Raw genomic sequence first — 21,330 nt, forward strand, 5'->3', positions numbered from 1 at the left:
CACACTCTGCAAAAGCAAAATATTAGCTTTAGCGGAGCGTGCGCATGTCCAGCATCAGTTCTAATCGTTCCAGCCTGGTGTTCCTGGCGATCACTTTGCTGACCTTCTTGGCCGCGTCCAGCGCGCCGACGCCGTTGTATCACCTGTATCAGGAGGGCCTGCACTTTTCGGCGGGCATGCTCACGTTGATCTTTGGTGTCTATGCCATCAGCCTGTTGGCGGCACTGCTGACGGTGGGGTCATTGTCGGATCACTTGGGGCGCAAGCCGGTGATTTTTGCCGCACTGGTGCTGGATATGGCGGCGATGCTGCTGTTTATCAATGAAGGCAGTGTGGCCTGGCTGATTGCCGCGCGTACCCTGCAGGGCTTTGCCACCGGCATGGCCACTGCGGTGCTGGGGGCGGCGTTGCTCGACACCGACCGCCAGCAGGGCCCGCTGGTCAACAGCGTGGCGCCATTGCTGGGCATGGCGTGCGGTGCGATGGGCAGCAGCGTGTTGGTGGAATTCGCGCCGCTGCCCACGCAGTTGATCTACTGGACGCTGTTCGTGCTGATGCTGGTGCAGGCACTGTACGTGTGGCGCTTGCCAGAAACCGTCAGCCGCATTCCAGGTGCGCTGGCCTCGTTGCGCCCGACCTTGCATGTGCCGCCCCAGGCGCGACGGGCATTGTGGTTGTCATTGCCGGTGGATATCGCCGTATGGGCAATGGGCGGCTTTTATCTGTCGCTGGCACCTTCGCTGGTGCGAGCGGCGACGGGCTCCACGTCCAACCTGATCGGTGGCGGGCTGGTGGCGGTGCTGACCTTGAGTGGGGCGCTGATGATCTTCAGCCTGCGTCATCATCCTGCCGACAAGGTCTTGCGCCTGGGCGCCAGCCTGCTGGCAGTGGGGGTGGCATTGATCCTGGCGGCAGTACACAGCGCCAGCCTGCCGCTGTTTTTCATCGCCACGTTGATTGCGGGCAGCGGTTTCGGCGCAGGCTTTCTGGGCGCCTTGCGCAGTGTGGTGCCATTGGCGCAGCCCCATGAACGGGCGGGCCTGATGTCGGCGTTCTATGTGTTGAGCTACCTGGCGTTTTGCTTGCCGTCGTTGCTGGCGGGCAATCTGATTCGCACCTTTGGGCTGATCGCCACCACCGACGGCTACGGCGTTGTGTTGATCCTGCTGTCCCTTGGGGCGTTGGCCGCCTTGCTGGTGCAGGGGGCGGCGCAACGCGCTTATAGGTAAAGCAGATAACAGTTAGAGAAATTACCCGTTATATAGATATTCGATCAGGTTCTACCATGGTCTCAACCTCATGCGAGGAAGAGGATTACCCATGACCTGCTCAACGACCATCAGCTACAAACCCTTCAGTCACCTGACCCGACCACGGGAAGTGATTCGTCAGTTCACCCCCAACTGGTTCGCCGCCACCATGGGCACCGGCGTGCTGGCTCTGGCCTTGGCCCAACTGCCGGTCAACGTGGCAGGCTTGCACGCCATCGCTGAAGGTTTGTGGTTGTTCACCATCGGCCTGTTTGTGTTGTTCAGCGCGTTATACGCGGCCCGCTGGCTGATGTTTTTCCATGAGGCGCGACGGATCTTCGGGCACTCCACGGTCTCGATGTTCTTCGGCACCATTCCCATGGGGCTCGCGACTATTCTCAACGGCTTGCTGGTGTTTGGCCTGCCGCGCTGGGGCAGTGGCGTGATCGCCCTGGCCGAAGCCCTGTGGTGGTTGGATGTGGCCATGGCCCTGGCTTGTGGCGTGTTGATCCCGTTCATGATGTTCACCCGCCAGGAACACAGCATCGACCAAATGACCGCCGTGTGGCTGCTGCCGGTGGTGGCCGCTGAAGTCGCTGCCGCCAGCGGCGGCCTGCTGGCGCCGCACTTGGTCGACGCCCATTCGCAGCTGGTGATGCTGGTGACCAGCTACGTGCTGTGGGCGTTTTCCCTACCGGTGGCGTTCAGCATCCTGACCATCCTGATGCTGCGCATGGCCCTGCATAAACTACCCCACGCCAATATGGCCGCGTCCAGCTGGCTGGCCCTTGGCCCCATCGGCACCGGTGCCCTGGGCATGTTGCTGCTGGGTGGCGACGCCCCGGCGATCTTCGCCGCCAATGGCTTGCCCGGCGTGGGTGAAATGGCCAATGGTCTGGGCCTGGTGGCCGGCATGACCCTATGGGGCTTCGGCCTGTGGTGGATGCTGATCGCGGTGCTGATCACCCTGCGTTACCTACGCGCTGGTATCCCGTTCAACCTCGGCTGGTGGGGCTTTACCTTTCCGCTGGGGGTGTATGCCCTGGCGACGTTGAAGCTGGCGAGCCTGTTGCACCTGGGGTTCTTCACTGTGTTTGGCAGCGCGCTGGTGGTGGCGTTGGCACTGATGTGGCTGATCGTCGCCAAGCGCACCGTGCAGGGTGCCTATAAAGGTGAGCTTTTTGTTTCGCCGTGTATTGCGGGACTAGCGAATAAGTAAGCCGGATTAGGTAAAGTCGTGGCCTGAATGCTTTTACAAAAAAACAGGCCACGCAGGAACACGGACGATGAGCCACCCCTCGCAATTCACCTTGCTGCGCACACGGCGCTTCCTGCCGTTTTTCATTACCCAGTTGCTGGGTGCCTTCAACGACAACATCTTCAAGCAATCGCTGATCCTCGCCATCCTTTACAAGCTGACCATCGACGGTGACCGCTCGATCTGGGTCAACCTGTGCGCGTTGCTGTTTATTCTGCCGTTCTTCCTGTTCTCGGCGCTGGCCGGGCAGTTTGGCGAGAAATTCAATAAGGATGCGTTGATCCGTGCGATCAAGATCGGCGAAATCGTGATCATGGCCGTGGGCGCCACCGGCTTCCTGACCAACCACCTGGAGTTGATGCTGCTGGCGCTGTTCGCCATGGGCACCCACTCGGCGCTGTTCGGCCCGGTGAAGTACTCGATCATGCCCCAGGCGCTGCACGAGGACGAGCTGGTAGGCGGCAACGGCCTGGTGGAAATGGGCACGTTCCTGGCGATCCTGGCGGGCACCATTGGCGCGGGCATCATGATGTCGTCCACCCACTATGCGCCGGTGGTGGCGGTGGCAATCGTGGGCGTGGCAGTGCTGGGTTACCTGGCCAGTCGCAGCATTCCACGGGCGGCCGCTTCGACGCCGGGGCTGCGTCTGAACTGGAATATCTTCAGCGAATCCTGGGCCACCTTGCGCCTGGGCCTGGGGCAGACGCCGGCGGTGTCGCGCTCCATTGTCGGCAACTCATGGTTCTGGTTTGTCGGCGCGATTTACCTCACTCAAATCCCGGCCTACGCCAAGGAATGGTTGTACGGCGACGAAACCGTGGTAACGCTGATCCTCACGGTGTTCTCCGTGGGGATCGCATTGGGTTCGATGCTCTGCGAAAAACTCTCCGGGCGTAAGGTGGAAATCGGCCTGGTGCCGTTCGGCTCGTTCGGCCTGACGGTGTTCGGCCTGCTGCTGTGGTGGCACTCCGGCGGCTTCCCGCAAAACGTGCAGGCCAACGACTGGCTGGCGGTGCTCAGCTATGGCCAGGCCTGGTGGGTGTTGCTGGATATCCTTGGCCTGGGTGTATTCGGTGGCTTTTATATCGTGCCGCTGTATGCGCTGATCCAGTCGCGTACCGCCGAGAACGAGCGGGCGCGGGTGATCGCGGCCAACAATATTCTCAATGCGCTGTTCATGGTGGTATCGGCCATTGTGTCGATCCTGCTGCTCAGCGTGGCCAAGCTGTCGATCCCCGAGCTGTTTCTGGTGGTGTCGCTGCTCAACATCGCGGTGAACACCTACATCTTCAAGATCGTCCCCGAGTTCACCATGCGTTTCATGATCTGGCTGCTCAGCCATTCCATGTACCGTGTGGAGCATCGCAACCTTGAAGCGATTCCGGACGAAGGCGCGGCGTTATTGGTGTGCAACCATGTGTCGTTTGTCGATGCCTTGTTGATTGGCGGCGCGGTGCGTCGGCCGATTCGCTTTGTCATGTACTACAAGATCTACCGTTTGCCGGTGCTGAACTTTATCTTCCGTACTGCCGGGGCGATTCCGATTGCCGGGCGCAATGAAGATATCCAGATTTACGAAAAGGCCTTCACCCGGATCGCCCAGTATCTGAAAGAAGGGGAGTTGGTGTGCATCTTCCCGGAGGGCAAGTTGACCGCTGACGGCGAGATGAATGAGTTCCGGGGTGGGGTGACGCGGATTCTGGAGGAAACGTCGGTGCCGGTGATTCCGCTGGCGTTGCAGGGGCTGTGGGGGAGCTTTTTCAGCCGTGATCCGAACAAGGGGTTTTTGCATCGGATCTGGTCGCGGGTGGTGTTGGTGGCGGGGGAGCCTGTGCAGGAGCCGACGCCTGCAAGGTTGCAGGAGGTTGTGGGTGGGTTGCGGGGGAGTGTCAGGTAGTTTTTATGTTGGCTGTGCTGGCCTCATCGGGGGCAAGCCCCCTCCCACACTGACCGTGTTCGTCTGACCAACTCGGTCAAATGTGGGAGGGGGCTTGCTCCCGATAGCGGTAGTGGCCTAAGTGCTGATCTTGAGCCCAATCAGCCCACAGATAATCAACGCCACACTGGCCAACCGAAACAACGCCATGGACTCCCCAAACAGGATAATCCCGGCAATCACCGTGCCCACGGCACCCACTCCGGTCCAGATCGCGTAGGCGGTGCCGAGCGGCAACTCCTTCATCGCCAGCCCCAGCAGGCCAAGGCTGATAGCCATGGCAGCAATCGTCACGGCGGTGGGCAATGGCTTGCTGAAGCCGTCGGTGTACTTCAAGCCAACGGCCCAGCCAACTTCAAACAACCCGGCAAAAAACAGAATGATCCAGGACATGATGACCTCCCATATATAGGTGGGGTCGTCCCCGGATTAGGCGCTTGAGAGCGTCGCGAGGTCGTCCCCGCGAAGCTCGGTAGAGTGCCGAATATTGATCGGGCGATCAAGTTTGCGGGGTGTTTTCCAGGATGCGGCGGTCTTCTTTTTCGCTCATGCGGCGGAAGTAAGTCGACAGCAAGGCCCCGGAAATATTGTGCCAGACGCTGAACAGCGCACTCGGCACCGCCGCCAGTGGCGAGAAGTGCGCGCTGGCCAAGGCGGCCCCCAGTCCGGAGTTCTGCATACCCACTTCCAGCGCCAGCGATTTGCGTTGCGCCAGTGGCAGCTTGAACAGTCGGCCGGTGAAGTAACCCAGCAAGTAGCCAAAGCTGTTGTGCAGCATCACCACGGCCATGATCAGCAGGCCCGATTCGGCGATCTTCGCCTGGCTCGCCGCAACCACCGCCGCGACGATGATCACAATGCTCACCACCGACACCAGTGGCAGCACGTCCACGGCATGGCGCACCTTTTCGCCAAGCACGCGTTGCGCCAGCACGCCCAACACGATCGGCAACAGCACCACTTGCAGGATCGACCAGAACAACTCCATGAACGACACCGGCAACCACGCCGAGGCCAGCAGCCAGATCAGCGCCGGTGTAAGCAGTGGGGCGAGGAGGGTGGTCACGGCGGCGATGGCCACCGACAACGCCAGGTCGCCACGGGCCAGCCAGGTCATCACGTTGGACGACGTGCCGCTTGGGCAGCACCCTACCAGGATCACACCCACGGCGATTTCCGGCGGCAGGTGGAACGCCTGGCACAGCAACCAGGCCACGCCCGGCATGATGACGAAATGCGCGACCACGCCCAGTGCCACGCGCCACGGATGGCGGGCGACTTCGGCGAAGTCATCCATCTTGAGGGTCAGCCCCATGCCGAACATCACCAGGCCCAGCAGCGGCACGATGGCGGTTTTCAGGCCGATGAACCAGCTAGGTTCGAGAAACGCGAGCACCGCGAAAATCAGCACCCAGTAGGCGAAGGTGTTGCCGACGAAGCGGCTCAAGGCGGCGAGTGCGCGCATGGGATGTCCTTGTTGTTGGATTCTTAATTTGCGAATGCAATCAAATGTGGGAGGGGGCTTGCTCCCGATAGCGGGGGATCAGTCACTACATCTGTTGCTGATCCACCGCTATCGGGAGCAAGCCCCCTCCCACATGTTGATCCTCACATGGCTTAGATGCCTTGTGGGGTCTCTTCACCGCCGAGGGCTTCAACCAGCGCCGGGATAAAGTCGCCAAAGGTCAGCATCATCAGCGTAAAGCTTGCATCCAGTTGGCCCAGCGCTTCGTCGCCACCGTCCTGTTCGGCCTGGTCTTGCAGCAGGTCTTCGAACTTCAGGCGCTTGACGGTCATCTTGTCGTCGAGCATGAACGACAGCTTGTCCTGCCAGGCCAGGGACAGTTGGGTCACGACTTTGCCGGTGGTCAGGTGCAGTTGGATCTCTTCGCCGGTCAGGTCCTGGCGCTTGCAGCGCACGATGCCGCCGTCTTCGTGGGTATCACGCAGCTCGCATTCGTCGAGCACGAAGAAGTCATCAGCCGGTTTCTGGGTGGTGACCCAGTCGGTCATGATCGCAGTCGGTGCAGTTTTAACCGTGAGCGGGCGAACGGGCAGGGTGCCGATCACTTCGCGCAGGGTCGACAGCAAGTCTTCGGCACGTTTCGGGCTGGCCGAGTTCACCAGGATCAGGCCTTGTTTCGGCGCGATGGCGGCAAAGGTCGACGAACGGCGGATAAAGGCGCGTGGCAGGAAAGCCTGGATGATTTCATCCTTGATCTGGTCGCGTTCCTTCTTATAGACCTTGCGCATTTGCTCGGCCTCAATCTCTTCGACCTTCTCTTTAAGTGCATCGCGCACCACGCTGCCCGGCAGGATGCGTTCTTCCTTGCGCGCGGCGATCAGCAGGAAGTCACCGCTGACGTGAACCAGGGGAGCGTCTTCACCTTTACCAAAAGGCGCGACGAAACCGTAAGTGGTCAACTCCTGGCTTGCACATGGGCGCGCCAGTTTGGTGGCCATGGCCGCTTCCAACGCCTCGGCATCAACAGGCAGATCTTGGGTCAGGCGATAGATAAGCAGGTTCTTGAACCACATGGGGTGAGTCTCTCCTTTATACAAAGGGGGGCATTATTGTCTTGATAGCGCCCCAGGCCAACCCTGCCTAAGCCATTGGAAGGCCTCAAAAAAAAGATTTAAGAAAGTGCTTGCCAGACCTTGGGTCGCTCCGTAGAATGCGCGCCACACCGAGACGAAGGGTGATTAGCTCAGCTGGGAGAGCATCTGCCTTACAAGCAGAGGGTCGGCGGTTCGATCCCGTCATCACCCACCATTCGCCTCATGTGTTACGCGCAGCGGTAGTTCAGTCGGTTAGAATACCGGCCTGTCACGCCGGGGGTCGCGGGTTCGAGTCCCGTCCGCTGCGCCATATTCGGTAACCTGGAACACTGAACGCCAGGTCACCACAGAAAGCCCGCTTAATCGCGGGCTTTTCTTTGTCCGGAATATGGCAAAAAATCGCGATTTAAACTTTTTTTAAATAAATTGCATTTAAATCAAGACATTACGATTTTTTGGTGTATTATGCGCCCACACCGAAACGAAGGGTGATTAGCTCAGCTGGGAGAGCATCTGCCTTACAAGCAGAGGGTCGGCGGTTCGATCCCGTCATCACCCACCATTCGCTTCAAGTGTTACGCGCAGCGGTAGTTCAGTCGGTTAGAATACCGGCCTGTCACGCCGGGGGTCGCGGGTTCGAGTCCCGTCCGCTGCGCCATATTCGGTAACCTGGAACACTGAACGCCAGGTCACCACAAGAAGCCCGCTCATTGAGCGGGCTTTTTTTTGCCTGCGATTTGACCCTTTCTCGCCTTACCGTTGTGCACCCAATGGTCATCCCGAACCGTGCTGGTGCGTCATGCTGTGGCGGAATACCCCCATGCACATTGGTCGATTGCGCCCCTTGCCGCTTAAACGGTTATCTATAGCCACGCGAAGACTTCCAGGCAGGCAATCGGCAGCAGGACGCTGCGGTGCCCGCTTTCTAACAATGGCCCTGCGGGGCGATAAAAATAGTCTGCAAGGGGAACGGCTCTACATGAAATATCCATTGCGTCCGTTGGTGTTCTGGCCAACTTTCCTGATTCTGTTGGCGGCGGTGATCGCCAGCTACGTCGACCTCAATGCATTCCTTGCGGTCAGTAAGCAGCTCAATAACCTGATCCTGAAAAACTTCTCCTGGCTGTTCAGTGCCGGCTCGTTTGCCATGGTGGTGCTGACCGCTGTCGTTTACTTCTCCGCGCTGGGCAACGTGCGTATCGGTGGCGAAGATGCCCAGCCGTTGCTGAGCAAATGGCGCTGGTTCATGGTGGCGCTGTGCACCACGCTGGCGGTGGGTGTGTTGTTCTGGACTACCGCCGAACCGCTCTATCACCTGTACGGTCCACCCACCAGCCTGCCGATTGAAGCCGGCAGCTCGGCCGCCAAAAGCTTTGCCATGTCGACGATGTTCCTGCACTGGACCATCACGCCATACGCCATCTATCTGGTGCCTTCGCTGGTATTTGCGCTGGTGTTCTATAACCGTCGCAGCAATTTCTCGATTGGCGCCATGCTCGAACCCTTGCTGGGTGCGGCTCGGGTCAAGCGCTACGCGGGTCTGATCGACACCCTGGCAATGTTCGCCCTGGTGGCCGGCATGGCGTCGTCCCTCGGCACGGGGGCACTGACCTTGTCCGGCGGCCTGAGCCAATACATCGGTGGCGAGACCACACCGTTTCGCCTGGCCGTGATCATCGCAATCATCGTCATCACCTTTGTTGCCTCGGCCGCCAGCGGCTTGCAGCGCGGCATTGTGATGCTGTCGTCGTTCAACACCTGGATCATGCTGGCCCTGGGGCTGTTTGTGCTGCTGTGCGGGCCGACCCTGTACATGTTCAGCCTTGGCGTCGAATCCCTTGGGGTTTACCTCGATACGTTCTTCAGCCGCAGCCTGTTCACCGGCGCCGCCAGCGGCGACACCTGGCCTCAAAGCTGGACGGTGTTCTACTGGTCGGTGTGGTTTGCCTGGGCGCCGGTGAGTGCGCTGTTCCTCGGCAAGATCGGGCGTGGTTACACCGTGCGTGAGTTCATCCACATCAACATGCTTTACCCGGCACTGTTCACGGCGGTGTGGATCTGCATCTTCTCCGGCACCAGCCTGTACTTCGATGCGCTGGGGGATGGCAGCCTCAACCGTGTTCTCAATGAGCAGGGTGTGGAGCATGTGCTGTACCAGATGTTCCAGCAACTGCCGGCCAGTGGCTTGATGATCGCGTTCCTGTTGTTCGTGGCGTTCATCTCGTTTGTCACGGCCGCAGACTCCAGTACCGACGTGATCGCCAACCTGTGCAGCAAAGGCGTGACCGCCGACTCCGACCTGGACGGCAACCCGGTGTTGAAGATTGTCTGGGGTGTGATCATCGGTACGGTGTCGTGGGTAATGGTGTCGTTCATCGGCATCGACGGGGTGAAGATGCTTTCCAATCTCGGAGGCTTGCCCGGCATGATCCTGGTGCTGCTGGCCAGTACCTCGCTGATCTTCTGGCTGAAAAACCCGGCGCTGCTGGATGTGAAAAACCGTCAGCCCGCCGCCGAGCCGGACCTGCGTGGCGCTAACCCGGTCACGGAATACGCCCGCTGATTGGATAAATCTGTGTGTCTCCTCGCGTGCTCCCCACGGGGCGCGGGGGAGTCGTTTGTTCGCAATAAATGTGTGGAGTTACCGATGCAAATCGTTACCGAGTTTGCCTATAAGGTCCGTGAAATCGAGCACTGCCTGATCCCCCTCAAAGACGGCACCCAGCTGGCCGCGCGCATCTGGCTGCCGGAAGTCGCCGGTTTGCAGACCTTCCCGGCGATCCTGGAATACCTGCCGTACAGAAAGCGCGACGGCACCGCCGTGCGTGATGCGTTGACCCATCCGTGGATGGCCGGGCAGGGCTATGTGTGCGTGCGTGTGGACATGCGCGGCAACGGCGAATCCCAGGGCTTGATGGCCGATGAATACCTGTTGCAGGAACAGGACGATGCCCTGCAAGTCATCGACTGGCTGTGTCAGCAACCCTGGTGCGACGGCAACGTCGGCATGATGGGTATCTCCTGGGGCGGCTTCAACGGCCTGCAGGTGGCTGCGCGCCAGCCCGAGGCGCTGAAGGCGATCATCACCCTGTGCTCCACCGACGACCGCTTCGCCGACGATATCCATTACAAGGGCGGTAACCTGCTGATGGAGAATTTCGGTTGGGCCGCCACCATGCTCAACTTCAGCGCCGCTGTGCCCGACCCGCTGTTGGTGGGCGACGCCTGGAAAGACCTGTGGCACCAACGCCTGGAAGCCATGCCGCTGCTCGCCGAAACCTGGCTGCAACATCAGACCCGCGACGACTACTGGCGCCATGGCTCGGTGTGCGAAGACTACTCGCAGATCAAGGCCGCCGTGTACGCGGTGGGCGGCTGGGGCGATGCCTACCGCAACACGGTCTCGCGGCTGATGGAAAACCTGCCGGGGCCGAAGAAGGCCATGATCGGCCCATGGATTCACAAATACCCGCACTTTGCCGTGCCCAACCCGGCCATCGGCTTTCTGCAAGAGGCCAAGCGCTGGTGGGATCACTGGCTTAAAGGCATCGATAACGGGGTGATGGATGACGCGGCCTGCACCTTTTACCTACAGGATGTTCTGCCGCCCAAGGGCAGTTATGCCGAGCGGCCTGGCGTTTGGGTACAGACGCAGGGCTGGCCTGACCCGCAGATTCAGTGGACCGATTTCAGCCTGGACGCAGACGGCCTGAAGCCCGGTACGCAACCCTTGGCCGCGCCACGCAGTATCTGCTCGCCACTGACCACCGGCCTGCACCAGGGCGAATACTGTGCGATCTGGTTTGGCCCCGATGGGCCGACGGACCAGCGTCGTGATGACGCCAACTCGCTGTGCTTCGACTCGCAGCCACTGACCGAACCCCTCGCGTTGCTGGGCGACGCGCGCCTCAACCTGCGCCTGGCCAGCGACACCGCTTGCGGGCAACTGGTGGCGCGATTGAATGCGATAGCGCCGGACGGCCAGGTCACGCAGATCAGTTACGGGGTGCTGAATCTCACGCTCCGTGAAGACTTTTCCCGCGTAACCCCTGTAGTCCCAGGTGAAGCAATGGACGTGCAGTTAAACCTCGACCACATCGGCATGCGCTTGCCGGCCGGCTACCGTTTGCGCCTGGCCCTGAGCACCGCGAGTTTCCCGTTGTTGTGGCCAAGCCGCGAGCTGACCACCCTGACCCTGCTGCCGACCTTGCAAAGCCTGCAACTGCCGGTGTTTACCGGTGACGCAGTGGACTGCCCATTCCAAACCCCGCAATCGGCCCCCCCTGCGAACCTGGAAGTGCTGCGCGCTGCCGCGCCGAAACGCACCCTGATCGAAGACGTGGGCAGTGGTGAAGTCTGTGTAAAAATCGAAGACGACCTGGGTGCGGTGCGGTTTGCCGACCACGGCCTGGCGGTGGACCAGCGTTGTACCGAGCAATACCACACCTTGCCCTGGGACCCGTTATCGGCCCGTGCCGATATTCAGTGGCATTACCGCGTGGGGCGCGATGGGTGGGCGGTCGAAGTGGAAAGCCGATTGAGCGTGCACGCCGATGCCCAGTGGTTCTACGTCGAGGCCGAGCAGACCGCTTGGGAGAACGGCCAGTTGGAACACCGCCGGCAGTGGAGCAAACGCGTGGCCAGGGTCGCGCTATGAGCGGGCAACTGGCAGGATGCCTGCCAACCTGATCTTTGCGGGCCTGGGAAAACCGGGCCCGTATCTGCCATTGGAATTGTTCATGTCGCGCCGAAACGTCGATCTTCCCCCGCTCAATTGCCTGCAAACCTTCGAAGCGGCGGCCCGTCATTTGAGCTTTACCCAGGCCGCCCATGAACTGAACCTGACCCAAAGCGCGGTCAGCCGCCAGGTCAAGCGCCTGGAAGAGGACCTGGCTCGTCCGTTGTTCTATCGCCTGGCCCAGGGCCTGAGCTTGACGCCCGCCGGGGTTCGTTACTTCCGTACCATCCAGCGCCTGCTGCGTGAGCTTGACCGCGAGTCCGCCGAGTTGCGTCGTCGCGGTGCCGATCGCCAGTTGACGTTGGCCAGCACGCCCACCATCAGTTCTATCTGGCTCGCCGGCCTGCTGCCGCAGTTCCAGCGCGAACACCCGGACCTGGACATTCGCATCCTGTGCAGCGAAAGCCCCAGTCACCTGGATGTAAGCGAATACGACCTTGGCCTGTTCTACCACCTCGACGAACTGCCGCCGCCCCACGGCCTGGAATTGTCGCCGGTGTTCGCCAGCGAACAGGTCATCACCGTGTGCAGCCCAGGCTATATCGAGCGCCACGGCCCGATTCACGACGTGCAGCACCTGTTGCACGCCCACACCTTGCTGATCGTGGAAGACCATTACCACGACTGGCTGACCTGGACCGACTGGTTCGCCGATGCCGATGCCCATTACCACACGCCGCGTCACGCGTTGCGCACCAACAGCTATCAACTGTTGATGCAATCGGCAGTCATGGGCCACGGTGTGGCCCTTGGCTGGAAGAGCCTGCTGCAAGGCGAACTGGATGCCGGGCGCCTGCAAATGGCCTTGCCCCACGCCATGCACAGCCGAGGTCGCCTGCATCTGATGCAACCCCTTCACCGCAACCCGCCCTCGGCGGCGCGCAGTTTTCGCCACTGGCTGCTGGCCCACGCCGGCTGCTTGAACAACCCCGCCTGAGCCATCATGAACCTGACTTTCCTGACCTTTCCCGCGCTGTACAGCGCCACCATCCTGATGCTCACCGGCAACGGGCTGTTCTTCAGCTTTATCGGCCTGCGCCTGAGTAGCCAGGGCATCAACGAGTTGTGGATCGGTGCGCTGACGGCGGCGTACTACGGCGGCATGGTATGCGGCGCCAAGTTCGGCCACCGCCTGATTGCCGGGGTGGGGCATGTGCGCTCGTATGTGGCCTGCGCGGGCGTTGCCACCATCATCGTGTTGCTGCATGTGCTGTTCGAGCAGCTGGAATTTTGGCTGGCGCTGCGCTTTGTGATGGGACTGGTGATGATGAACCAGTACATGGTTATCGAAAGCTGGCTGAATGAGCAGGCCGAAAACAACCAGCGCGGGGCAGTGTTCGCCGGCTACATGGTGGCGGTGTCCTTGGGCTTGATGCTGGGGCAGGGCGTATTGGTCTGGCGACCGGAGCTGGACTTCAAGCCGCTGATCATGGTCGCGATCTGCTTCGCCGCGTGCCTGTTGCCGGTGACCATGACCAAGCGTTTGCACCCGGCCAAACTGGTGGCGGCGCCGCTGGAGATCGGCTTCTTCTGGCAGCGCGTGCCGCAAGCCTTGACCACGGTGTTTGTCACCGGCCTGATGATCGGGGCGTTCTACGCCCTGGCGCCGGTGTTTGCCACCCGCAATGGTTTGAGCACCGCCCAGGCCAGTACGTTTGTGGCGGTGTCGATCTTTGCCGGGCTGTGTGGGCAGTGGCCGATTGGCTGGCTATCGGACCGCATCGACCGCTCCCGTCTGATTCGTGGTTGCGCCCTGGCCTTGGGGCTGTTGGTGATTCCGCTGTGGGGCCTGGTGCAATTGCCTTACGCGTTGTTGCTGCTGTTCGGTTTCCTCAGCGGTTTGCTGCTGTTCACCCTGTACCCGTTGGCGGTGGCCTTGGCCAATGACAACGTTGAACAACCCCGGCGTGTGCCGTTGAGCGCGATGATGCTCGCCACCCACGGCATCGGCGCCAGCCTGGGGCCGATGCTCAGTGGCGCGCTGATGAACAGCTATGGCCACGGTGCGTTCTACATGCTGTTTTCGGCCTGTGCGTTGCTGCTGATCTGGCGAGTACAGCCCAAGCATGTCACCGGCGAGTACCTGGTCGAAGGGGCGCCACTGCATCACGTCGCCATGCCGGAACATCCCATGGGCGCCATGGCTGCGGTACTCGACCCGCGAGTGGACGAAATTCCCGAAGAACTGGTGATCACCGACCCCGCAACTGAGCCGAAGGCGTGATCACCCTGCTGACCTAAGGTGCGTTGCGGCTGTGGCGGTAGTCGCTGACCGCTTCGTACACCGCCTTGCGCAAGCGGTTGATGCCGCCGATGGGGCGGTGCTCTGCGACGCCGAACCAGGGGTTGAACGACTGGTTATCGCACGCCAGGTTCTGCTCGGGAGTGTCGAAGTCCTGCGCAGGGATTTTCACCTTGGCCACGGTTTCAAACGGCGCATCGCTCTCCTTCCATTCGATGCTGGTGTCTTCGATCGGCATGAATTTCTGCGGGTTCTGCCGCTGGATCTGCAACACGAAGCAGGCCGGCACACGGTCGGTGGACAGCTGCTGGTTCAAGGCGCTGCGCAGGAAGTTGGGCAGGTCCTGGTTCTGTTTGGGCAGTGGGTAGTCCGGGCAGCTTTGTGGGTCGGGGGCGACGCGGAACTTGGCATTGGCCGCGCCGAACTTGTAGGGCGATACGGAAAAATACGTAGTCTGCGTCGGGCTCGCGGGGGCGGGCGCCAGGGTCGCCAAGGCGATAAACAAGTGACGTACCTGCCAACTGCGCGGGTCGAGCTTGGGGAAGAATGCCAGCACCTTCTTGCCGTCTGCTTGCGCGCCGATGTTCTGCGCGTACTCGGCCACATCGCAGACAAAGAAGTTCGGGTGGCTGAACATCACAAAGTCCTGCTCTGTGCGCGCCTGCTGGTCAGCCAGCAGTTGTTTGCCGGGCACGTCCAGCAGCTTGAGCGCCATGCCCCTGGCATCCCGGATGCTGTCGAACTGCGGGTAGGCGTTGCCGTTGGACAGGCGCATCAGCGCCTGCCAGGTCTTGCCCGGCTCAGCGAACACACCCTGGCGCAGCGCCGGGTCGAGATCGGCCAGCACGCTGACTTCGGCTTTCACGCAACCGTGGGCCTTGGCGTGGGCATCGCGCAGGTAACGCGTGCCTTCGCGGTGTTGGTCGACGATGCGCACCGCCGTCTGGATGATGCCCTGGGTCATTGCCGCCTCACCGGGCGGGACCTGTTCGTTAGGCGACACCGGGCCGCTGTGCTGCCAGGCATACCAGGCAGTGGCGGCCAGCCAACCGAGCAGGCCGAGGCCCACCAGCCACAGCAGGGTTTTGCCCAGAAACGCGCCGATGCGCAGCCACAGGCGCGCGAGCAGGGAAGGTCGGTCGTAGGGGGATCGAATCATCATGGCAGTTGTTGCTCCAGCGGGCCGCCCAGCACTTTGAGGTATTCCAGCAACGCCCAGCGCTCCTGCGGCAGCAAGCTGCGGCCGATTACGCCGTTGCCACGCTTGCCGGCACGGAATTCATGTCCGCTGTTGTGGTTGCCGGTGATTTTGGTATCGAACAGGAAGGCATTCTTGAAGGCACCGGTCTCGAAGCCCAAGTGGCGCGGGTCGTAGTTGAAGGTGCCTTTATAGAAGGTGGTGCTGCGCTCGTCCTGGGGCGAGAGCAACTGGTAAATCGTCGGCACCGAGCCGTTGTGCAGGAACGGCGGAGTGGCCCATACACCGGCCAGTGGTCGCGCCTTGTACGCACGCAGTTCGCGCACGCCGATGGGCAGGCCGTAGCCGTCCAGGCGCGGGCGTTCCTGAGGAGTGACACCGGCGGCGCGGTAGGCGTGGTCTTCGACAAACGCGGTGACGTAGGCGAGGCCCTTGGCCACGGACATTTTCTTCAGGTCCAGGGGCTCGCTCGGGGTGGGGTGCAGTTCGACATTGAGCTTGGCCAGTTCCGCCGGGTCCCATTGCAGGGCGCTGAGGTCGTAGCGTTGGTCGGCGATGTTGTTGGCGGTGCCAGGGTCGGTGCCGATGTAGTCCACCGGCAGCATTTTAAGTTGCTGCACCGGGCGGCCGTTTTCCTGGGTGACGGTGGGGACGTGGCAGCCGGCGCAGTTTTCGGCAAACAGCGCGCGGCCCTGGGCGGCGAGCGGCTTGTCGATGGCGCCGAACAGGTCTTCGGGCCAGCTGGGCGGCTTGAGGCGTTGCAGGGTTTCTTCGATCAGGTTGAGGTCGCGCACCCGTACGCTGGAGGGGTAGCGGGCCTCGCCCTGGAGCGGTTGGCCGGCGCTGTCGAAGAAGCTCAGGGTTGCGCCCACGCCCAGGGCCTCGCCGATATTGCGGGCCATGGGCTGCTGGGCCGAGCCGTTCCATTGCACCCAGTCGAAGGTCCAGATATCCCACAGCTGCGGGTAGTCCACCGGCGCATTGGCGATACGATAGTTGTCCGGCGAAATGGCGTCGCCAAAGCTGGCGTTGGCAATGCGCCCGAACGCGTCGGTGCGGCCCGGGCCTTCTTCGGTGGGGTAGAGGCCGCGGTGGGTGTCGTTCCAGGCAACGCTGAGGAATTTGTTCAGCGCTTGCTTGAAGTCCTGGCGCAGTTGGCTGTGCTGGGCGTCGTACTGATCGCCCAGTACCTGGCGGGCGAAACGTTCGAATTTCCACGGGTTGTAATAGGTGGCTGCCAGGCTGGCGACGAGGGCCTGGCCGAAGCTGCCGCCACGCAAGGTGGGTACGCTGGAGGGCAGTACATGCTGGGCCGAACCACCGTCGATGCGCAGGGCCTGGCCTTTGAAGTGCAACTCACCGGTGTGGCAGGCGGCGCAGGTGATGTCCAGGTATTGGACGCTGCTGTCGGCATTCGTGTGACGGGCGAAGCCCACGGGCAGGTTGCCGGGGTTTTGTGGGGTGGGCACTTGCTTGGGGTCCACCAGGAACCCGAAGCGCGCCAGGTATTCGGGCGTGGCAAAGCGTTGCTTGGAAAACGGCAGCTCCAGGGCGGTGAACCAGTCGTAGTGCAGGCCTTTTACCTGGGTGCCCTGGGGCGTGAAGTAATAGGTCTGGCGGTCGGCGGCACTCCATTGGTCTTGGTAGTGCACCTGGTCCACGGGCACGTAATCCGGCAACTTGGGGTTGACGATGTAATAGAGCACCACGGCCAGAACCAGGCCTAGCGCTATTAGGGTGAGGACTAAAACACGGGAAAAAATGCGCAAGATAACTATCCTTGTCTTGGTCTTGTCGAGGAGTAGCGCTGTTATGCCACCACGCCACGGGTGCGGCAAGTGGCCATGAGCGCTGTCAGGGGCTGTCCCACGATCCATCGTGGGCCCTCATCATGAATGAAAATGCTTTTAAACACGTGAACTTATCAGAAGTTTCCTGCTCAGATGCCGGTAGCCATTGGTCGTGGCCGCCTGATAAGCTCGCGACTTTATTCGATTGCCCTTTTGGCGCATGAACAAGGAAATAGCATGAAACAGCATCGGTTGGCGGCGGCGGTGGCCCTGGTTAGCCTGGTACTTGCGGGTTGTGATTCGCAGACCAGCGTAGAGCTGAAAACCCCGGCGCAGAAAGCTTCCTACGGCATCGGCCTGAACATGGGCAAGAGCCTTGCCCAAGAAGGCATGGATGACCTGGATTCCAAAGCAGTAGCCCAGGGCATCGAAGATGCCGTCGGCAAGAAAGAGCAAAAGCTCAAAGACGACGAACTGGTTGAAGCGTTTGCCGCACTGCAAAAACGTGCTGAAGAACGCATGACCAAAATGAGCGAAGAGTCGGCAGCCGCCGGCAAGAAATTCCTCGAAGACAACGCCAAGAAAGACGGCGTCGTCACCACCGCTTCCGGTCTGCAGTACAAGATCACCAAGAAAGCCGATGGCGCCCAGCCTAAGCCGACTGACGTGGTGACTGTGCACTACACCGGCAAACTCACCAACGGCACCACCTTTGACAGCTCCGTGGATCGCGGTAGCCCGATTGACCTGCCGGTCAGCGGCGTGATCCCGGGTTGGGTCGAAGGCCTGCAACTGATGCACGTCGGCGAGAAGGTCGAGCTGTACATTCCTTCCGACCTGGCCTACGGCGCACAGAGCCCGAGCCCTGCGATTCCGGCCAACTCCGTGCTGGTCTTCGACCTGGAGCTGCTGGCCATCAAGGACCCAGCCAAGGCTGAAGCCCCTGAAGCACCGGCTGCACCTGCCAAGAAGTAAGCAGCACTTGAACACACAGCGCCCCGTTTCGACGGGGCGTTGTTGTTTCTGCGGGTCTGACGGGGTCTTTGTAGCGAGCCCGCTCACTACAGAGATCCGAACGAACGTCTGTAGCGGACGACAGTCTGATATAACACCTGAATACGGGTAGCCGCACATCAACACCAAGTCAATGAAATCTTGGGTTTTTTTTATGTGCGCAAAAAATGCCCGATCTAACTGCAAGCTATGTAAACCGTGGCTTTCAGCCTGTAAAACAGGCTCTGTTCACAAGGTTATCCACAATTTGTGTGGATAACATTTCCTGTCGCCTGGAACTGGAGTGACGAATGAAACCACCCTTCAATTTCACCCGTTTCCTGCCCATGGCCGCTCGTTTGCTCGGCCGTGGCCGCCTGCCGACCCTGCTGTTTGCCGTGGCCGCCAAGGGCTCAAGCCAGGGCAACCGGCTGGGTAAGCTCAAGGATGACCTCCGGCTGCTCCAGGCCCTGTGCCTGGCCTACTGGCGCGGCGAGTACCGTGCGATCAGCCCCAAGGCGCTGATTTCCGTGGTGGCGGGGCTGATGTATTTCCTGAGTCCCATCGACGCGATTCCGGACTTTATCCCCATGTTCGGCATGCTCGATGACATTGCCGTACTGGCCTGGGTCATGAAGACCCTGGACGGCGAACTGAGCGCCTTCCGCGCCTGGCGCGACGCCCAGCGCCCGGAGAAACTTGCCGTGGTCGAGCGCCTGCCTGCGACGCCAGCCTTGCTGGCCAAGGAAAACCCGCAAAAAAATGCATGACGCGGATATCCCCCTGCGACCTTTGTGGCTGTTAGGATTACACTCCTAAGGAAAGAGCTTACTCAGTAAGTGCAGTTATCCTACGGGGCAGTCATGGATATTCAGATAATTTCACGCGACGGCGCACCCGAATACGCGGTGTTGCCATGGGACCAGTACCAGGCGCTGCTAAAAGCTGCCGGTCAGCAACAACCGACGTCACCTCCTTCTTCTGCACCTGCCCACGCCGCACCCGCCCAGGACCTGCGCCCGCTCGCAGACCTGCGCGGCCTGCGCGAAACCAAGGGCCTGGCGATTGAAACCCTGGCACGCACTGTGGGCATCAGCCCTTCGTACCTTGGATTGATTGAAAGTGGTGAACGCCAGCCGGATGCCGCGATTCGCCGCAGCCTGGCCTGGGAATTGGGCGTTGCAGGTTGGAGGGATGAATCTTGAGCCTACGTATCAGCCGTCAACACTGGGATGGGTTGCTCAACGAACTGGACCAGGCGCGTCGCCAGCGCCATCTGCTCACTTATCGCGCGCTGCTGGAGCGTTTGCAGTTCCCCACGCCGGCCATGCAAACCCTGGCGGCAGCCCTGGAGCACCTGGCGGCGCTGGACGCCAAGGCCGAGCAGCCACTGCGCAGCTCCTTGGTGATCAGCCAGGGGGCCAGCCGCTTGCCGCGTACCGGTTTCTTCGAGTGTGTGGAGCGCCTGGGGCGCTTCAGCGGGCCCTCCGACGGGGTAGCCGCGGCTTCCTGGCATGCCTCGGAGGTGGTGCGGGTGTTCGAATACGAGTATCCAGAGTCCGCCGAGGCTTAAAGCGCCTGGGGCAGGGCGTCCATGCTGTCGATCACATGGATACTGTAGCCGGCCATGTCCTTGGCATGGTGTTTGGCTTGGGATGCCAATTCCGCCAGTTGGCTGGCGTCGAGTTGTCCACAGGCCTGTGGATATAAATGCACCACACCGATAGACAATGACAACAACGCGAACTCCTGGCGCACGCCTTGGCGGTTCAGCGCCACGAAGCAACCAGCTTCGAGGTGCTCGGCACGGTAAAAGCGCCGACATTGGGTGTGGAAGTCATCCAGCAACTGGTTAAGGCGCTTGCGCCACTCCTGCGGGCCCAGCACCAGCAGAAAATCATCGCCGCCGATATGCCCGACAAAGTCGCGGCTGGGGTCCACCCGGTCGTTCAGGCACTGCGCCAGGCACAGCAACACTTCATCCCCGCGCCCGTAGCCGTAGATATCGTTGAACGGCTTGAAACTGTCGATATCCACGTAACAGATCACCGACTCCCGTTGCTGTTGCAGCAACCGCGTGAGGCACTGCTGGATCGGTACGTTGCCCGGTAGCAGGGTGAGGGGGTTGGCGTAGCGGGCTTGTTGGATTTTCAGCTCGGTAATCAGCTTGAGCACGTCGATCACCCGACCCAACCCCAGGTAATCGCCGTTCAGCGTAATGATGAAGTCTTCTTCGATGCGTTGCCGTGCCCGGCTGGTGAGCAGCCGGCTGACCTGTTGCAGCGACTGGCTCAGCTCCACTGCCAGGAAGTCAGTGCTCATCAAGCGGCTGATGGGCTTGCGCGCAAACAGGTCGGTGGCAAACGGCTTGAGGAGCGCATCCGACAGCGAATGCCGGTGCACGATACCCACCGGCTGACCGCGCCCATCCAGTACCGCCAGGGAGTTGAGGTTGGCTTGGCGCCGAAACGCCTCCAGCACCTTGGCGGTGGCGGTGTCCTGGTCCATGGCCGGTTGTTCGTTGAGCAGGGCGCTGAGGTCGCTGCCTTCTTCACTCAGGGCCACGTTGGCGCTGTCAGGCTTGGGCAGCATCTGGCGGGCTTCCTGCGGCGGCTGTTCTTGTGGACGACAGAGCAGATAGCCCTGCACCAGGTCCACCCCCATCTCGGTCAGCACCGCCAGCTCTTCGGGCAGTTCAATACCTTCGGCAATTACCTGGGCGCGCGAGGCCTTGGCGATTTGCAGGATCGAGCCGACAAACTCGCGCTTGAGCGCATCCTGGTGGATGCCGTCGATGAAGTGCCGGTCGATCTTCACGTAATCCGGGCGCAGCTGCGACCACAGGCGCAGGCTGGAATAGCCGGCGCCGAGGTCATCAAGGGCAATCGAGAAGCCCATGTTGCGGTAGTGGTGCAAGGCGGTTTGCAGCAGGTCGAAATCGTCGGTGGGGGTCTGCTCGGTGAGTTCGATCACCACCTGGCTCGGCGGGATGCCGTAGTCATGCAGCAATTGCAGGGTGCGTCCTGGCTGGTGCGCGGTTTCCATCAAGGATTCTGGCGAGACGTTGAGGAACAGCTTGCCCGGCAGCTTTTGTTCGCTGAAGCGCCGGCAGGCGCTTTCGCGGCAGGCCATTTCCAGTTCACTGAGGCGCCCGGCCTGATGGGCCACGGAGAATAGGGCGACGGGGGAGTGCAGAGGGCTGTTGGACGGGCCGCGGCTCAGGGCTTCATAGCCGAGGATGCGCCGTTCTGACAGGCAGATGATTGGTTGGAACAGGCTGTGCAAACTGCCTTGAGCCAGGATAGAGCCCAATGCATTCAGCTGTTCGGTCATGGTCATGGCGATCTCGATCGAAAAAAAAGGACC

General features: G+C 61.1%; 17 protein-coding genes and 4 tRNA genes. 15 read left to right on the forward strand and 6 right to left on the reverse strand.

Annotation, left to right across the window (positions count from 1 at the left end; translation table 11 throughout):
- The first annotated feature begins 44 nt into the window (after window positions 1–44).
- The 3 genes from DYL59_RS03655 (at window position 45) to DYL59_RS03665 (ending at window position 4,405) form a co-directional block, all read left to right on the forward strand.
- A complete protein-coding gene (locus tag DYL59_RS03655; RefSeq protein ID WP_135287942.1) occupies window positions 45–1,229 on the forward strand; it encodes an MFS transporter in 1,185 nt (394 codons plus the stop codon).
- 91 nt (window positions 1,230–1,320) lie between these two features.
- Window positions 1,321–2,469, forward strand: a complete 1,149-nt coding sequence (locus tag DYL59_RS03660; protein ID WP_135287943.1) for a TDT family transporter — start codon at window positions 1,321–1,323, stop codon at window positions 2,467–2,469.
- Between the two features lie 67 nt (window positions 2,470–2,536).
- A complete protein-coding gene (locus DYL59_RS03665; protein WP_135287944.1) occupies window positions 2,537–4,405 on the forward strand; it encodes an MFS transporter in 1,869 nt (622 codons plus the stop codon).
- 117 nt (window positions 4,406–4,522) lie between these two features.
- Here DYL59_RS03665 and sugE read toward each other — a convergent pair whose 3' ends face one another.
- From sugE to rdgC, 3 genes are all read right to left on the reverse strand, one after another.
- Window positions 4,523–4,837: a quaternary ammonium compound efflux SMR transporter SugE gene (gene sugE, locus DYL59_RS03670; protein ID WP_135287945.1), complete on the reverse strand. Its 315-nt coding sequence runs from the start codon at window positions 4,835–4,837 to the stop codon at window positions 4,523–4,525.
- A 106-nt stretch (window positions 4,838–4,943) separates the two neighbouring features.
- Complete coding sequence (locus DYL59_RS03675) at window positions 4,944–5,909, reverse strand: bile acid:sodium symporter family protein (RefSeq protein ID WP_135287946.1); 966 nt, start codon at window positions 5,907–5,909, stop codon at window positions 4,944–4,946.
- Window positions 5,910–6,061: 152 nt separating this feature from the next.
- Window positions 6,062–6,982 carry a recombination-associated protein RdgC gene (rdgC, locus tag DYL59_RS03680; RefSeq protein WP_010211632.1) on the reverse strand — a complete coding sequence of 307 codons (921 nt, stop codon included), beginning with the start codon at window positions 6,980–6,982 and terminating at the stop codon, window positions 6,062–6,064.
- Between the two features lie 159 nt (window positions 6,983–7,141).
- Between rdgC and DYL59_RS03685 the strand changes: the two genes are divergently transcribed.
- The 8 genes from DYL59_RS03685 to DYL59_RS03720 all read left to right on the forward strand — a co-directional run bounded on the left by DYL59_RS03685 (window position 7,142) and on the right by DYL59_RS03720 (window position 13,965).
- Window positions 7,142–7,217 (forward strand) — tRNA-Val (locus DYL59_RS03685).
- Window positions 7,218–7,236: 19 nt separating this feature from the next.
- Window positions 7,237–7,313 (forward strand) — tRNA-Asp (locus tag DYL59_RS03690).
- 176 nt (window positions 7,314–7,489) lie between these two features.
- Window positions 7,490–7,565 (forward strand) — tRNA-Val (locus tag DYL59_RS03695).
- Window positions 7,566–7,584: 19 nt separating this feature from the next.
- Window positions 7,585–7,661: transfer RNA gene (locus tag DYL59_RS03700), tRNA-Asp, on the forward strand.
- A gap of 321 nt (window positions 7,662–7,982) precedes the next feature.
- Window positions 7,983–9,566 (forward strand): BCCT family transporter, encoded by a 1,584-nt coding sequence (locus tag DYL59_RS03705; protein ID WP_135287947.1) that lies wholly within the window; start codon window positions 7,983–7,985, stop codon window positions 9,564–9,566.
- 84 nt (window positions 9,567–9,650) lie between these two features.
- Complete coding sequence (locus DYL59_RS03710) at window positions 9,651–11,660, forward strand: CocE/NonD family hydrolase (protein ID WP_135287948.1); 2,010 nt, start codon at window positions 9,651–9,653, stop codon at window positions 11,658–11,660.
- 82 nt (window positions 11,661–11,742) lie between these two features.
- Window positions 11,743–12,678, forward strand: coding sequence for a LysR substrate-binding domain-containing protein (locus DYL59_RS03715; RefSeq protein WP_135287949.1), 936 nt, complete (start codon window positions 11,743–11,745; stop codon window positions 12,676–12,678).
- 6 nt (window positions 12,679–12,684) lie between these two features.
- Entirely contained in the window at window positions 12,685–13,965 is a 1,281-nt protein-coding gene (locus DYL59_RS03720; RefSeq protein WP_135287950.1) for an MFS transporter, read from the forward strand.
- Between the two features lie 13 nt (window positions 13,966–13,978).
- On the opposite strand, the gene DYL59_RS03725 is transcribed toward DYL59_RS03720, so the two are convergent.
- Window positions 13,979–15,145: a catalase family protein gene (locus DYL59_RS03725; protein ID WP_135287951.1), complete on the reverse strand. Its 1,167-nt coding sequence runs from the start codon at window positions 15,143–15,145 to the stop codon at window positions 13,979–13,981.
- Complete coding sequence (locus DYL59_RS03730; protein WP_135287952.1) at window positions 15,142–16,950, reverse strand: di-heme-cytochrome C peroxidase; 1,809 nt, start codon at window positions 16,948–16,950, stop codon at window positions 15,142–15,144. The genes DYL59_RS03725 and DYL59_RS03730 overlap by 4 nt, the downstream gene beginning before the upstream one ends.
- Window positions 16,951–17,208: 258 nt before the next feature.
- Between DYL59_RS03730 and DYL59_RS03735 the strand changes: the two genes are divergently transcribed.
- From DYL59_RS03735 to DYL59_RS03750, 4 genes are all read left to right on the forward strand, one after another.
- Window positions 17,209–17,946 carry a BamJ family beta-barrel-assembly machinery protein gene (locus DYL59_RS03735; RefSeq protein ID WP_135287953.1) on the forward strand — a complete coding sequence of 246 codons (738 nt, stop codon included), beginning with the start codon at window positions 17,209–17,211 and terminating at the stop codon, window positions 17,944–17,946.
- Window positions 17,947–18,275: 329 nt separating this feature from the next.
- Window positions 18,276–18,734 carry a YkvA family protein gene (locus DYL59_RS03740; RefSeq protein ID WP_135287954.1) on the forward strand — a complete coding sequence of 153 codons (459 nt, stop codon included), beginning with the start codon at window positions 18,276–18,278 and terminating at the stop codon, window positions 18,732–18,734.
- Between the two features lie 93 nt (window positions 18,735–18,827).
- Window positions 18,828–19,169 (forward strand): helix-turn-helix domain-containing protein, encoded by a 342-nt coding sequence (locus DYL59_RS03745; protein WP_135287955.1) that lies wholly within the window; start codon window positions 18,828–18,830, stop codon window positions 19,167–19,169.
- A complete protein-coding gene (locus tag DYL59_RS03750; protein WP_005786715.1) occupies window positions 19,166–19,537 on the forward strand; it encodes a hypothetical protein in 372 nt (123 codons plus the stop codon). Before DYL59_RS03745 ends, DYL59_RS03750 begins: the two co-directional genes overlap by 4 nt.
- Here DYL59_RS03750 and DYL59_RS03755 read toward each other — a convergent pair.
- A complete protein-coding gene (locus DYL59_RS03755) occupies window positions 19,534–21,303 on the reverse strand; it encodes a bifunctional diguanylate cyclase/phosphodiesterase (RefSeq protein WP_135287956.1) in 1,770 nt (589 codons plus the stop codon). The two genes, DYL59_RS03750 and DYL59_RS03755, sit on opposite strands and share 4 nt — an antisense overlap.
- Window positions 21,304–21,330 lie beyond the last annotated feature (27 nt).

The sequence above is a fragment of the Pseudomonas kairouanensis genome (assembly GCF_004682055.1).
GTDB lineage: Bacteria > Pseudomonadota > Gammaproteobacteria > Pseudomonadales > Pseudomonadaceae > Aquipseudomonas > Aquipseudomonas kairouanensis.

Coding starts and splice junctions, on each gene's coding strand:
- DYL59_RS03655 (WP_135287942.1), top strand. CDS start 45: ATGTCCAGCATCAGTTCTAATCGTTCCAGCCTGGTGTTCCTGGCGATC.
- DYL59_RS03660 (WP_135287943.1), top strand. CDS start 1,321: ATGACCTGCTCAACGACCATCAGCTACAAACCCTTCAGTCACCTGACC.
- DYL59_RS03665 (WP_135287944.1), top strand. CDS start 2,537: ATGAGCCACCCCTCGCAATTCACCTTGCTGCGCACACGGCGCTTCCTG.
- sugE (WP_135287945.1), bottom strand. CDS start 4,837: ATGTCCTGGATCATTCTGTTTTTTGCCGGGTTGTTTGAAGTTGGCTGG.
- DYL59_RS03675 (WP_135287946.1), bottom strand. CDS start 5,909: ATGCGCGCACTCGCCGCCTTGAGCCGCTTCGTCGGCAACACCTTCGCC.
- rdgC (WP_010211632.1), bottom strand. CDS start 6,982: ATGTGGTTCAAGAACCTGCTTATCTATCGCCTGACCCAAGATCTGCCT.
- DYL59_RS03705 (WP_135287947.1), top strand. CDS start 7,983: ATGAAATATCCATTGCGTCCGTTGGTGTTCTGGCCAACTTTCCTGATT.
- DYL59_RS03710 (WP_135287948.1), top strand. CDS start 9,651: ATGCAAATCGTTACCGAGTTTGCCTATAAGGTCCGTGAAATCGAGCAC.
- DYL59_RS03715 (WP_135287949.1), top strand. CDS start 11,743: ATGTCGCGCCGAAACGTCGATCTTCCCCCGCTCAATTGCCTGCAAACC.
- DYL59_RS03720 (WP_135287950.1), top strand. CDS start 12,685: ATGAACCTGACTTTCCTGACCTTTCCCGCGCTGTACAGCGCCACCATC.
- DYL59_RS03725 (WP_135287951.1), bottom strand. CDS start 15,145: ATGATGATTCGATCCCCCTACGACCGACCTTCCCTGCTCGCGCGCCTG.
- DYL59_RS03735 (WP_135287953.1), top strand. CDS start 17,209: ATGAAACAGCATCGGTTGGCGGCGGCGGTGGCCCTGGTTAGCCTGGTA.
- DYL59_RS03740 (WP_135287954.1), top strand. CDS start 18,276: ATGAAACCACCCTTCAATTTCACCCGTTTCCTGCCCATGGCCGCTCGT.
- DYL59_RS03745 (WP_135287955.1), top strand. CDS start 18,828: ATGGATATTCAGATAATTTCACGCGACGGCGCACCCGAATACGCGGTG.
- DYL59_RS03755 (WP_135287956.1), bottom strand. CDS start 21,303: ATGACCATGACCGAACAGCTGAATGCATTGGGCTCTATCCTGGCTCAA.